Here is a 12,384-nt window from a genome sequence, read left to right as displayed (position 1 = left end):
GCCCGGTCAGAAGTGTTCGCCAGCCTTGAATGGGCCGATGCGGGTGCCGGCCGCGATCAAATAGGCGGTCGACCAGCCGATGAGCAGGAACCCGTTCACGCCCTCGAGCGCCGCCAGGATACGCCACGCATGGGCCGGCACGATGTCGCCGTAGCCGACTGTCGAAAACGTAATGGTCGAGAAGTAGAGCGCGGTTTCGAAGTCGTCGAAAATCTCCAGCAACCTGTATAGGCCTGCCCAGAGCCAGACCTCGGCGGTCATGACGGCGAAGAGCCCCATTACCACGCTGATCATTGCGACAATGCGGCTACGGCGGCCATGCATCCGGAAATGCGCAACCATATGGGTCATCGCATGGGTGACTGCGATGAGGCCAAAGGTGTGAACAAGGACCGTCAGACTAATGGCGATTGTGCCGACAAGCAGGTTCACGAGCATGCCCGAAGCTTAGCGTCGCAACCGCAACTCACCTTGCGCGAAATCAATCCAGACAGGTCTGCGCGGCTGCCAGCCACAATTTGACGATATGCACAATCCCTCAAATAGCTTTTACCGAATCGAAATCTGTCACCAGTAAGACCAAGTTATTACCTCGGACGATCGCCACAAGGCGAAGGCATGATGCCGCCCGTCCGTGCCGGTTTGAGGCCGGCGGTTGCAATTTCATTGCACCATAGCGACGCCACCGTCGCATCTCGTGCCTGCTGCCGCGACCAGCGCCGGCAACCGAAAGACAATTCGATGAAATTCCTGATTGCGGCTGCGTTGCTTGGCGCACTGCCGGTGTCCAGTGCGATGTGTGCATCCCTGGAGGCGCCGAAGGGCGCGGTCATTCTTACGATTACCGGCGATATACAAAACACCAACACTGCAAATGCAGCGACCTTCGACCTGGCGATGCTACAGGCGCTCGCCGGTCGGCAGGCGATCATGGACACGCCATGGACGGACGGCGCCACGGAGTTCGACGGTCCCTACCTGCAAGCAGTTCTCGAGGCAGCAGGCGCTCACGGCAAAACACTGAGGATCAAAGCCCTCAACGACTATTCTGCCGACGTTCCGATGACGGACGCCACCGACTACGAGACCATCCTCGCCCTCAAGATGAATGGAAAGCCAATGTCGGTTCGCGACAAGGGTCCGCTGTTCATGATCTACCCTTTCGACAGGAACCACGAACTCTACAATGAGAAATACTTCTCGCGCTCGGTTTGGCAGATCAAGGAAATCGAGGTCGTCGATTGAAACCCGAACTGATCGAAAGTCGCGAGGCGGTTCGCACGGCGGGTAAGGCGACCCGCTATCTGATCGTGGTGTCAGTCGGGCTCATGGTTGCATTGGGGGGTGCCTTCGCTCACCTGGCAGCCCGGCAAAACACGCTGCAGGATGGCATTCGCGAGGACGCCTTGTGGGCTGTCTATCAGCTCGACCGTGAAAGCCGAACACTCGCGCAGGCGACGGAGAAGCTGGCTGGCAAGAGCAGCGTCGGCGCAGATGAGGTCCGGGCGCTCAACCTGCGCTATGATATCCTCTATTCGCGGCTCTCGATCCTCGACAACGCCAAATATGCTTCGTTCTTTGAAGCCAGTGAGACCTTTCGCGGCGTGCGCAGCCAAGTGCGCGACATCGTCGTTGGCCTTGAGCCGGTCTTCGACCGCATCGCCGCTGACGAAATGGTTGATCCTACCACTCTGGTCAACGCCTCGGAAACGCTTGGCGGCCTGCTGAAAATCACCGAGTCGCTGCTCAGCTACACCAATGCCTCGGTTTCGGCCGCGCGCGCCGACGCACGCGACGAGGTCATGCGGCTGCAGCAGCTTTCCGCAACCGTCGTCATGGCGCTTGGCTGCTCGATTGCGCTCCTGATCCTCAACCTCATGCGGCAACTGCGTATCGTCCAGTTGACGAGCCGACAACTCGAGACAACGGCCGACGAACTGTCGACTGCCTATCGAGCGGCAGAGATCGGCAACCGCGCCAAATCAGAATTCATGGCCACCATCGGGCATGAAATTCGAACACCGCTGAACGCCATCCTTGGCATGTCTGAACTGCTTTCCCGTTCTCAACTTGCCGCTCGAGACCGTGAGAGCGTCCGCGTCATCAACACTTCGGGCGAGGCGTTGCTGGAAGTCATCAACGAGATACTCGACTTCGCCAAGATCGAGCACGGCGACCTCGCTGCCGAGACGGTTCCCTTCGATGCGCCCGCAATGCTGCGGGACGTAGCCAACGTCATGGAGGGCAGGGCGGGAGAGCAGCGCGACCGTATCGAGATATCGAACGGTTGCGTGGCCCAGTCAGGATGGTATGTCGGCGACCCGACGCGCCTGCGGCGCGTGCTGCTCAACCTGTTGAGCAACGCCGTCAAATTCACCGAGAATGGGCTGATACGGCTCAGCATGGCCGAGAGTCGAGACGGGACATGGTTGCGCTTCCAGGTGTCGGATACGGGCATTGGCATTCCGCTAGAATCACGCCATCGCCTGTTCATGCCTTTCAGCCAGGTCGATGGCACGATCAGCCGGCGCTTCGGGGGCACCGGCCTCGGCCTCGCCATCTGCAAGAAAGTGGTCGAGGGGCTCGGCGGCACGATCGGTGTCGACAGCGCCCCAGGAGTCGGGAGCTGCTTCTGGTTCGAGGTGCCGGCTCAGCGCAGCGATGCACCGGATGTCCCGAAAACACAGGCTGTTGTGCTGCCATCGTTCGACATCCTGGTGGTTGAGGACAATCCGATAAACCGCGAGGTGGCACAGCAATTCCTCGAACTGTTGGGGCAACATGTCACCTTCGCTGCGGATGGCCGTGAAGGGGTGCGGCTTGCATCCGAAGGCATGTTCAGCCTGATCCTGATGGACATGCAGATGCCCATCATGGATGGCATCGAAGCCACCCGGGCCATCAGGGCGGCGGGCGACGGCGTGCCTATCATTGCCATGACCGCGAATGCGTCCGATGAAGATCGTAGGCGCTGCATCGCGGCCGGCATGAACGGGTTTGAGGCCAAGCCGATTACCGTGGCGAGGCTCGAGGATCTGTTGGCCGGCCTTGCAGGAGACGCCGTCAGGACGGCAACCCATCCTGCGCGCCTGCGCGATGACGAATCCCACCAGGGCGACGCTTGCGAACAGCTACGCACCCAGGAATTGATCGAGATTCTTGGAAAGGACGCCTTCCATCGTCTGATGGATTCGTTCCTGGAAGACTCCGCGGCGCTGCTGTGCGACTTGCATCGCGCAATGTCGACCAGCGATCGGACGCTCGCGGACAGGACCCTGCATTCGCTCAAGGGCGCCGCGGCGAACATCGGGCTGGCGTCGCTCGCAGCGATGGTGGAGGAGGGACGCGCGCATCCCCTCGACGTCGAACTGACGAGGAATATCGAGCGCGAAATGGCTCGTATCGACCGCAGCGAGAAGAGGGCCGCCTAGGTAATGGACGGAGCCATCAGAATATTGATCGTGGAAGACAACCGGACCAGCCGGATGCTGATGGAAATGCTGGTCGGCCAAATCCCGAATTGTGTGGCTATCAGCTATTCGGCGCCGGTTGACGTGCTGCGCGACTTACCCACGATAGCGTTCGATCTCGGCATCGTCGACTATCAGATGCCGGGCATCGACGGTATCGAACTCATCGAGCGCATCCGCTCCGAGCGCCGCTTTGCCGATACGCCGTTCGTGATGGTGACGGCCGATGGCGACGCCGGCACGCGCATCGATGCGATTCATGCCGGCGCTACCGAGTTTCTGCACAAACCCGTCGAGCCAGTGGAGTTCAAGGCTCGTATGAGGAACCTGGTCCGGTTGTGTGAAGCGCAAAGAGACCTCGTTCATCGGGCGGAGTGGCTGAAGGTTGAAGTGGACAAGGCCACGCAGGAGTTGCGCGAGCGCGAGGAAGAAATCATCCGGCGCCTGACGCTCGCCGCCGGTTACAAAGACCGGGAAACCGCAATGCACACGATCAGGATGGCGCACTACAGTTCGGTCCTGGCCAGGCATCTCGGCTTCTCCGCCGACCAATGCCGCGACATCCTGCTTGCGGCGCCGATGCACGACATCGGCAAGGTCGGTATTTCCGATTCCATCCTGCTCAAGCAGGAACAACTCAGTGCCGCTGAAAAACTGCGAATGAACGAGCACACGCGGATCGGTGGCGCTATCCTTGCAGGATCGACATGCGCACTGCTTCAACTCGCCGCGAAGATTGCTGAAACCCATCACGAGCGCTGGGACGGGACGGGATATCCAAACGGATTGAGGGGCGAGTCCATTCCGCTGGTCGGACGCATTGCCGCCGTCGCCGATGTTTTCGATGCCCTTACCTCTGACCGGACCTACAAGGATGCTTGGCCTGTCGATCGGGCGTTTGCCTATATCAGGGAGCAATCTGGAGCGCAGTTCGATCCGGAATGCGTCCGGGCGCTGCAGGCCGCATCCGAGGAGTTCCTGGACGTGAAGGCGGCATATCCTGACGACCCGGCCGAGAGGCGTTACGTGGCTTGAGCCCAAGGCTTATGCGCTCGGGCGCTTGTCAACGCTTAGTCTCCTTGCGTCTTACTTCAGCAGGACACGATTGCGCCAGATCAATGCTGAACCAGTCGCTTGCGTGCGAAATCGGCCAAATTGGCACGGGAGCGCACCAACTTATGTCCAATGGTATCAGCAAGATGCTACGCATGTCGCTTGCCAAAGCCGTCCCTTATGTCAGCGAGAAATTGGCCAATCACGGTTTCAAAGTGGTTCAGTCCGTTGGAATGAGAAGTCAGAAACGTGCCCAGGACGGCTCCAGAACGGGCGGCTTTCGGGTGCTGGGCGTATCCAATCCCGATGTTATGTTTGAAGGAAGAAACGGAGTGGCTACATCTGTCTGGTGTAACGTGCTGCTGTCGGAAAATGGTGACAACGCGGTCAAGGTCCTCGCGGTAGATCCGTTGCCCTCAGTCGCCGCTTCGGACCCCTCCGTGATGGATGTTCGTGTGGCGCTATCCAAGGCGATTCAGAGTCTGTGATGAAGGCCGGCCATGGCGCCGACCGGAACGTTGATAGAACTCACCTCGGCTCTTGCGACCCGAGCCCCATCCTTCACGCTATCGCAACCGCACGCGGTTTGTGGTGGTTCTTTCATTCGGGAATGCCTACCGTTCTTGCGGAGCCTGTTTGTCGGCCAGAAGATGGACCCGAAAATGAAACAGGGCGGACCTCTCCCTTGGTCTGTCTGGCCTTCCCTCCGGACATCGCCGAAACGGAGGGGTGTCCGTGAAAAGAGAACTCTAGTTGGCGGGACCCTTGCTGGCTTCTGCGAACAGCTCGGAGAAAGCCGCCTTGGCCTTCCCGACCTGCTTGACGGCCTGCGCCGCCTCCAGGTTGACGGGCTTGCGCTGGCGAAGCCGGATCCGACGCGCCACCCTTTGGCGCGAAGGGCACTATCCGCCTGATGAATCGCGCGACAACGAACTCTAGCAGATGACGCTCGATCCGGCTCGCGCCGACTGACCTCCGGCATCGTAGGGAGTGTGCTAGGCGGGCATTTCGAGTCGGCCTTATCTCATTTTGCCGGCAAGGCGATCGGCACCGCCGCGCCGCGCGGCACGACCAGCACGCCGAGAGGGCGCGCGCGGCCGCGGATGTCGATCTCGCGCGCCTCCGCGCCGGGTAGGTCCATGCCCGAAAGCCGCACCGCCGCTTCGGAGACAACGATCTCCGCCTCGAATTCCTTCGCTGCGGCCTCCAGCCGGCTGCCGACGTTGATAGTGTCGCCGATCGCGGTCACGTTCATGACCGCGCCGTAGCCCATCGAGCCGACGATCGCCTGGCCGACATGGATGCCGATCGCGACCTTGATGGTGGCGCGCAGTTCCTCGGCAAGGTCGTCGCTGAGGGCGCGAACCCCTTCGACGATGGCGCTGGCGGCAGAAAGTGCGTTGCGGCATGCCTCGCCGGGCGTCGTCTCCAGCCCGAACAGCGCCATGGCGCCATCGCCGACGAACTTGTCGACGCGGCCGCCTGAGCTTTCGACGGCTCGGCCGATCACGCCGAAATAGCGGTTGAGTAGGAAGACTACGTCGAACGGCAGGCGCTGGTCGGCCATCGCCGTGAAGCCGCGCATGTCGCAGAACATCACGGCCACGACCTTCTCGTGGCCTGGATCGCCGGCGGTTGCGGCGAATGGGCTCTCCGCCGTGACCGGTGGCGACAGCAGCGGCGCGACGCGAAGATCGCGGCGCGGCCTGAGTTGGCAGGCGAGCCGCACATCGCCGTCCGCCGCGATGCGGCGCAGGGTCGCCGCTTCGATCGGACCGGGCTCCGGTTGCTCGGCCAGGCCGTCGAGCACCCGGATGCGGCAGGTCGAGCAGCGTCCGCGCCCGCCGCACACGGCATAATGCGCGATGCCGCCCAGCCGGCTGGCATCGAGCACGCTGTAGCCGCGGGGAATGCGCACCTTGCGCCCGCCGGCATAGCGCACCTCGATCAGGTTGCGTCGCTCGATGCGGTCGCGAACGATGCGCGCCGCCAGCACCAGGACGATCAGTCCCGCAAAGCCGGCATAGATGCTGCTGTCCATGCGCTCCTTGGTCGCCAACGCCCGGTCGAAAAGGGCTGGCTCGATGGGCTGCGACTGAGGCGGTCCCATCGCCGAGACCTCCTTTCCGGCGCTAGCGAAACCGAGCAGCGCCAGCACCGGAACCAGCACCGCCAGGACCAGCAGGGCCGAGGCGGTGCGCGCATACCACCGACGATATCGCAGCCAGAAGTAGAGGCCGAGGCAGCCATGTGCCCAGATGACGACCACCGCGATCGCCTGCCGCACCCCGACCTGCGGTGTCAGGATCCATAGCGAGCGCACCACAAACTCGTAAGTGTCGTTGGCCTCATAGAGGGCGTGCATGGCACGCGTGCCGACCACGTGCTCGGCAATCAGAAGCGGGATGGCGAGGCCGAGCAGTATCTGTGCCCACTCTCGCATCGGCATAACCAGCGTGCGGCGTTGGTAGAGCGCCAGCAGCGACAGAACGAGATGCGTGGCGACCGCGCCGTAGAGGAGCAGCGTCCCGGCCGGGTTGCGCCAGATCAGCAGGAACACCGCGCGCCCCTTATCCGCTGCTTCAAGCGAGATCAGGAGCAACGCATGGTTCAGGAAATGCAGCGTCACGAACGCCATCAGCACAAGGCCGGACACCAGCCGTGCGTTGCGGAGCCACGCGTCCGGCAGCCATCCGGGCCGTGCTGCTGGGATCTGTGATTGGCTCATTTCCAGTGCCTTGAACGATTCGCGGACCAAAACACGCCGGCAATAGCGCCTTCTGGTCAAGATTTGCCGGCGGCGACAATCAGTCAACCAAGCCTTGCCGCCTGCCATTCCACGACGTGGTGGCAGTTCGATACGGCCAAATCGCCTGGGGTTCCTGGAAGCTTTTCGAACTTTCTCCGTCGCGTGTCAGCCCAAATTGCGGTTGCCTATGGACAAAGTGGGACACTAGATTCGGTTTTTGGATAGCTTTGAAGGCAGCGACTTCTGGCACATGCGCCAGATAGCGCGTCGGCACGAACTTCCAAGCGTGCTACCTTTTGAACGGCAGCTTGCTTCCAATTTCGGCCCTTCCAGATGGCGATGCGTTCTCCGAAAGCGGTCGTTCGGCTTCCGTCTGTTCGTCTGCATCAGCGGCCTAGATGCCTTTGCAGTTTTTCTGTGGGGTAGGCAATCTTCGGGATGCCTAAGTCATTGTTATTTCTGGTCGGAGTGGCAGGATTTGAACCTGCGACCCCCTCGTCCCGAACGAGGTGCGCTACCAGGCTGCGCTACACTCCGTGACCAGACCGCGGGCTTATAGCCGCCACACTTCGTTCGTGCAAGCGGCAATGGCATCCCTTCTGTCGCATTTCATCAGCTTTCGCCACGAGCATGGCTGGCATCCACCGCGTTCCCAATCGGACTAACACCGCTTAAAGCTTGTGTGCTAGCAACCGGGCCATCAACTGGCTTCTGAGCGAGACCCCCAATGACCGAACGGATCGTCAGTTTTGTCATGAGCGGCGGCGTTGGTTCGCGGCTCTGGCCGCTGTCGCGCGAGGACAATCCCAAGCAGTTTCACGATTTTTCCGGCGATGGCTCCATGCTGGCCAAGACCTTGCGCCGGCTGACGGCAAGGTCGGCCGGTGAAACGCCGATCTTCCTGATCGCCTCCGAGCGCCATGCCGATCGTGTCCATGCCGACCTGGCCGGCCTCGATCTCGCCGGCGGTGGTCCATTGTTCGAGCCCACGGGGCGCAACACCGCGGCCGCGATTGCACTGGCAACGCTGCGCACCCTGTCCGAATTCGGCGACAGCCTGGTCCTGGTCGTGCCGTCGGACCACGAAATATCGACCCCAGGGCAATTCTGGCAGGGCGTCGAGGCAGGCGCCGAGGCGGCAAGTGCCGGCCGGCTCGTGGTGTTCGGCATCAAACCGACACAGCCCGAAACCGGCTATGGCTATATAGAGGTGGCGGGCGCGCAGGGTGGCATCTTCGATGTCACGCGTTTCGTCGAGAAGCCGGACCTGGCGACGGCGCAGGCCTATCTCAAGGCGGAAAGCTTTTACTGGAACACCGGCATCTTCCTGTTTCGCGCCGTTGCCATGCGCGACGCCTTCGCCGCCTTCGAGCCCGACATCTGGCAGGCCACCGAAGCCGCCTACAAGGCGGCGACATCGGACCTGTCCGGCCTCTATATGCCGCTGGAACTCTATGAGACCATCCCCTCGATCTCGATCGACTATGCCATCATGGAGCGAGCGCAAGGCATTGCCATGGTGCCGGCCGACTTCCGCTGGAACGATCTCGGCTCCTGGCAATCGCTGCTCGACGTCGGCCCGGCCGACGACCACGGCAATGTCGTCATCGGCGATGTCGTCGCCATCGATTGCGAGAATTCCTACATCCGCAGTGATGGCCGCCTGCTGTCGGCGATCGGCATGAAGGATGTCGCCATCGTTTCGACCGCGGATGCCACTTTCGTCGCGCCGGTCAGCCACAGCCAGCACGTCAAGAAGATCGTCGAGCAGCTCGAAAAATCGGGCCGGCTGGAAACCAGGTTCACGCCGGCACATGACCGCGTCATCGAAAGCGGCGCCTGGCGGCGGCGTGTGCACCACTGGCTGTTTCAGGAGACCTTGCCGCTGTGGTCGACATCGGGTGTCGACGAACGCCATGGCGGTTTCCATGAAGCGCTCGGTTTTGATCGCGCGCCGCTGATGAAACCCAAGCGCATGCGCACGATGGCCAGGCAGGTCTATGCCTTCGCGGTCGCCAGCGCGCGCGGCTGGGACGGTCCGGCCGACCGGCTGATCAGCCACGGTATCGAGTTCATGATCAGAAATGGCCGCACCGACAAAGGCGGCTGGGTGCGCACCCTGCATGTCGATGGCTCGGTGGCCGACGCCACCGAGGATGCCTACGATCATTCCTGCGTGCTCCTGGCGCTAGCGCATGCGCATATGTCTGGCAATCCAGATGCCTTGCGGCTCGGCGAAGAAACCTTCGCCTTCCTCGATGCCCATCTCGAGGATCGTCGCATGACCGGTTTCCTCGAAACGTCGGACGGCGAGGGCGAGCGCCGCTCCAACCCGCATATGCATCTGCTCGAAGCGTTCCTGGCCTGGCATCAGGCAACCGGCGAGCGCGCCCATCTGCGCCGCGCGGCACGCATCATCGATCTCTTCCGCAGCCATTTCTTCGACCGGGAAAGCTGGACGCTGGGGGAATATTTTGATGACGAGTGGAAGCCGTCGGCCGGTGAGAAGGGCGCCTTGACCGAGCCCGGCCATCACTTCGAATGGGCTTCGCTGCTGGTCGATTTCGCCGGACGCAGCGGCCAGGCCGAGCTGAGCGGCTTCGCCCGAAAACTCTATGCCTCGGCTATCGCCAATGGCCTCAACCGCGCCACCGGCCTGGCCTATGGCGCCGTCTCCCGGCAAGGCCTGCCGCTGGACCTGATCTCGCGCAGCTGGCCACAGGCCGAAGCGGTCAAGGCGGCGATTGCGCTGGACGCTTCGGGCGGACCCGATCTGAAGCCGGAGATCGAGGAACGCGTCGGCCGGCTGTTCCGATGGCACATCGACCCGGCCCCGCTCGGCCTGTGGATCGACCGCATCGACGAACGCGGCCGCTCGCTGGCATCCGACGTGCCGGCCAGTATCTTCTATCATCTGGTCTGTGCGCTGACGCAGTATCTGGATGGGACGGCGGGGGAGGGGTGAGCCGGTGTCGGAGGCTGAGGGCGAAAGATTGCGAAGTGTTCAGATTCCGGGGGATACGACTCTCTGGAAAACACAAGGAATTCCGCCTGTAGAAGTAGAGCTTCCACTTGAAGCGCGAGGGAAGTTTACATTCTCAATTTTGTTGTATTCTATATTTAGTATTTTATTTTTTGGCTCGACAGTAAGGTACTTGATCCTATCGATAGGTAGTATGAAGCTTTGGGAGATTTTGAGCGGCGTCGGATATTGTTTTGCGTTCTTGTTCAGCGCGGTGTTGAGTGTTTTCGGAACGGGGCTTCTTGCAGCCATGATCCGCGATGCAAGTTCAAGTCAACCTCTGCTCGTCCTCAGCAGGGAAGGCTTGCAGGACCGTCGCCAATTGCCATCGATAGTACCGTGGAACAACGTCGAATCGATCAGGGTTTCATCCGACAGCAATGCCACATTAGCGTATTTGACGTTCAGGCAGCCGGTTTATGTCAGCAGGAATCGTTTCCGTTTTGGTGGTTCATTCAAAGAAGGCTTCAAGTCCAACATCAGAGTGTTGTTATCGACCCTGGATCAGGATGAGCTGAAAATCGGCAAGGTGATGGTTGCGCTTGTAACGGAAAATGGCGGCAAACTTCGCGGATCAGCTTTACCCTATAGCCCCTGAATTAGGCATCTTGATCAATACGGGCTCGCCACGTCCCCGGTCTCGACATAGATCGACTTCAGCTGCGAATAGAGCGCCAGTGCCGCCAGCGAGTTTTCGCGGCCGATGCCTGACTGCTTGAAGCCGCCGAAGGGGATTTCCACCGGTGTCAGATTGTAGGCATTGATCCAGCAGGTGCCGGCCTGCAGCTCGGCGATGACGCGGTGGGCGCGCGGCAGGTCGCGGGTGAAGACGCCGGCGGCAAGGCCGAATTCGGTGTCGTTGGCGCGGTCGATCACCTCGTCCTCGCCATCGAATTTCAGCACGCTCATGACCGGCCCGAAAATCTCCTCGCGCGCGATCCGCATGCTGTCGGTAACACCGGTGAAGACCGTGGGCTCGACGAAGAAGCCGCCGTCAAAACCTTGCAGCGAGGGAACATTGCCGCCGCAGGCCAGAACAGCCCCATCCTCTTTGCCGATCTTGATATAGCCGACAACCTTGTCGTGCTGTGTTTTCGACACCAGCGGACCCATCTGGGTCTCGGGGTCGAGCGGATCGCCGATGCGGATCTTTTTCGTCCGCTCCACCAATCGCTCGACAAAGCGGTCGTGGATGCCGCTCTGCACGAAGACGCGCGTGCCGTTGGAGCAGATCTGGCCGGTCGAATAGAAATTGCCGAGCATGGCGCCGCCGATGGCGTTTTCGATGTCGGCATCGTCGAAGACGATCAGCGGCGACTTGCCGCCGAGCTCCATTGTCGCGTGCTTCATCTTCGAACCAGCAAGCGACAGCACCTTGCGCCCGGTCGGCACCGAGCCGGTGACCGAAACCTTGGCGACGACATCATGGCCGACGAGGCCCGCACCGACATCACCATAGCCCTGCACGACGTTGAACAGCCCGTCGGGCAGGCCGGCCTCGCTGTAGATCTCGGCCAGCGCCAGTGCCGACAGCGGCGTGTTTTCCGACGGCTTGAACACCATGGCGTTGCCCATGGCGAGCGCCGGCGCCGATTTCCAGCCGGCGATCTGGATCGGGTAGTTCCAGGCGCCGATGCCGACGCAGACGCCGAGCGCCTCGCGCCGCGTGTAGGCGAAGGGTCCGCCGAGGTCGACCGACTCGCCATTGTAGGCGGCGACCGCACCGCCGAAATATTCAAGGCAGTCCGCGGCCGAAGGCGCGTCGGCCACCAGCGTTTCCTGGATCGCCTTGCCGGTGTCGAGCGTCTCGATGCGGGCGAGATCGGCGTTGCGGGCGCGCAGAATGTCGGCGGCGCGGCGCAGGATCCGACCGCGCTCGACCGGCTTCAGCCGCGCCCAGGCCGGCTGCGCGGCCCGCGCGGCCTCGATGGCGAGTTCCAGCACATTCGGCGTCGCCGAGCGAAGCATGGCGATGACCTCGCCGGTTGCCGGATAGATCACCGGCAGCGGCGCGCCTTGCTCGTCGTCGATATAGCGTCCGTTGACATAGTGCGATGCCGTGGGCTGGGCGCGCATGGGAGTTTCTCCAA

9 protein-coding genes and 1 tRNA gene are annotated in these 12,384 nt (G+C 61.7%); 6 read left to right on the top strand and 4 right to left on the bottom strand.

Going from position 1 to position 12,384, the window contains the following annotated elements; all coding sequences use genetic code 11:
* Positions 1-6 precede the first annotated feature (6 nt).
* Positions 7-438, bottom strand: coding sequence for a potassium channel family protein (locus tag HGP13_RS26800; RefSeq protein ID WP_172230985.1), 432 nt, complete (start codon positions 436-438; stop codon positions 7-9).
* 303 nt (positions 439-741) lie between these two features.
* On the opposite strand from HGP13_RS26800, the gene HGP13_RS26795 reads away from it, so the two are divergent.
* The 4 genes from HGP13_RS26795 (at position 742) to HGP13_RS26780 (ending at position 5,011) form a co-directional block, all read left to right on the top strand.
* Entirely contained in the window at positions 742-1,245 is a 504-nt protein-coding gene (locus HGP13_RS26795) for a molybdopterin-dependent oxidoreductase (RefSeq protein ID WP_172230982.1), read from the top strand.
* Positions 1,242-3,431, top strand: coding sequence for an ATP-binding protein (locus HGP13_RS26790; protein WP_172230979.1), 2,190 nt, complete (start codon positions 1,242-1,244; stop codon positions 3,429-3,431). The genes HGP13_RS26795 and HGP13_RS26790 overlap by 4 nt, the downstream gene beginning before the upstream one ends.
* A 3-nt stretch (positions 3,432-3,434) precedes the next feature.
* On the top strand, positions 3,435-4,505 hold the full coding sequence (locus tag HGP13_RS26785) for an HD domain-containing phosphohydrolase (RefSeq protein ID WP_172230976.1): 1,071 nt from the start codon (positions 3,435-3,437) through the stop codon (positions 4,503-4,505).
* A gap of 143 nt (positions 4,506-4,648) precedes the next feature.
* A complete protein-coding gene (locus HGP13_RS26780) occupies positions 4,649-5,011 on the top strand; it encodes a hypothetical protein (protein ID WP_172230973.1) in 363 nt (120 codons plus the stop codon).
* A gap of 536 nt (positions 5,012-5,547) precedes the next feature.
* On the opposite strand, the gene HGP13_RS26775 is transcribed toward HGP13_RS26780, so the two are convergent.
* Positions 5,548-7,251 (bottom strand): adenylate/guanylate cyclase domain-containing protein, encoded by a 1,704-nt coding sequence (locus tag HGP13_RS26775; RefSeq protein WP_172230970.1) that lies wholly within the window; start codon positions 7,249-7,251, stop codon positions 5,548-5,550.
* Between the two features lie 481 nt (positions 7,252-7,732).
* Positions 7,733-7,809, bottom strand: a tRNA-Pro gene (locus HGP13_RS26770).
* Between the two features lie 190 nt (positions 7,810-7,999).
* Between HGP13_RS26770 and HGP13_RS26765 the strand changes: the two genes are divergently transcribed.
* Positions 8,000-10,237 (top strand): AGE family epimerase/isomerase, encoded by a 2,238-nt coding sequence (locus HGP13_RS26765; protein ID WP_172230967.1) that lies wholly within the window; start codon positions 8,000-8,002, stop codon positions 10,235-10,237.
* A gap of 211 nt (positions 10,238-10,448) precedes the next feature.
* A complete protein-coding gene (locus tag HGP13_RS26760; RefSeq protein ID WP_172230964.1) occupies positions 10,449-10,892 on the top strand; it encodes a hypothetical protein in 444 nt (147 codons plus the stop codon).
* 14 nt (positions 10,893-10,906) lie between these two features.
* Here the strand turns inward: HGP13_RS26760 and betB are convergent, their stop codons facing one another.
* Positions 10,907-12,370, bottom strand: coding sequence for a betaine-aldehyde dehydrogenase (gene betB / locus HGP13_RS26755; protein ID WP_172230961.1), 1,464 nt, complete (start codon positions 12,368-12,370; stop codon positions 10,907-10,909).
* Between the last annotated feature and the right edge of the window lie 14 nt (positions 12,371-12,384).

Origin of the sequence: Mesorhizobium sp. NZP2077 (genome assembly GCF_013170805.1) — a bacterium.
Taxonomy (GTDB): domain Bacteria; phylum Pseudomonadota; class Alphaproteobacteria; order Rhizobiales; family Rhizobiaceae; genus Mesorhizobium.
This window is presented reverse-complemented; position numbering and strand designations above follow the sequence as displayed.

Excerpts from the sequence above, each read along its gene's own strand:
- HGP13_RS26800 (WP_172230985.1), bottom strand. The coding sequence starts at position 438 with ATGCTCGTGAACCTGCTTGTCGGCACAATCGCCATTAGTCTGACGGTC.
- HGP13_RS26795 (WP_172230982.1), top strand. The coding sequence starts at position 742 with ATGAAATTCCTGATTGCGGCTGCGTTGCTTGGCGCACTGCCGGTGTCC.
- HGP13_RS26785 (WP_172230976.1), top strand. The coding sequence starts at position 3,435 with ATGGACGGAGCCATCAGAATATTGATCGTGGAAGACAACCGGACCAGC.
- HGP13_RS26780 (WP_172230973.1), top strand. The coding sequence starts at position 4,649 with ATGTCCAATGGTATCAGCAAGATGCTACGCATGTCGCTTGCCAAAGCC.
- HGP13_RS26775 (WP_172230970.1), bottom strand. The coding sequence starts at position 7,251 with ATGAGCCAATCACAGATCCCAGCAGCACGGCCCGGATGGCTGCCGGAC.
- HGP13_RS26765 (WP_172230967.1), top strand. The coding sequence starts at position 8,000 with ATGACCGAACGGATCGTCAGTTTTGTCATGAGCGGCGGCGTTGGTTCG.
- HGP13_RS26760 (WP_172230964.1), top strand. The coding sequence starts at position 10,449 with ATGAAGCTTTGGGAGATTTTGAGCGGCGTCGGATATTGTTTTGCGTTC.
- betB (WP_172230961.1), bottom strand. The coding sequence starts at position 12,370 with ATGCGCGCCCAGCCCACGGCATCGCACTATGTCAACGGACGCTATATC.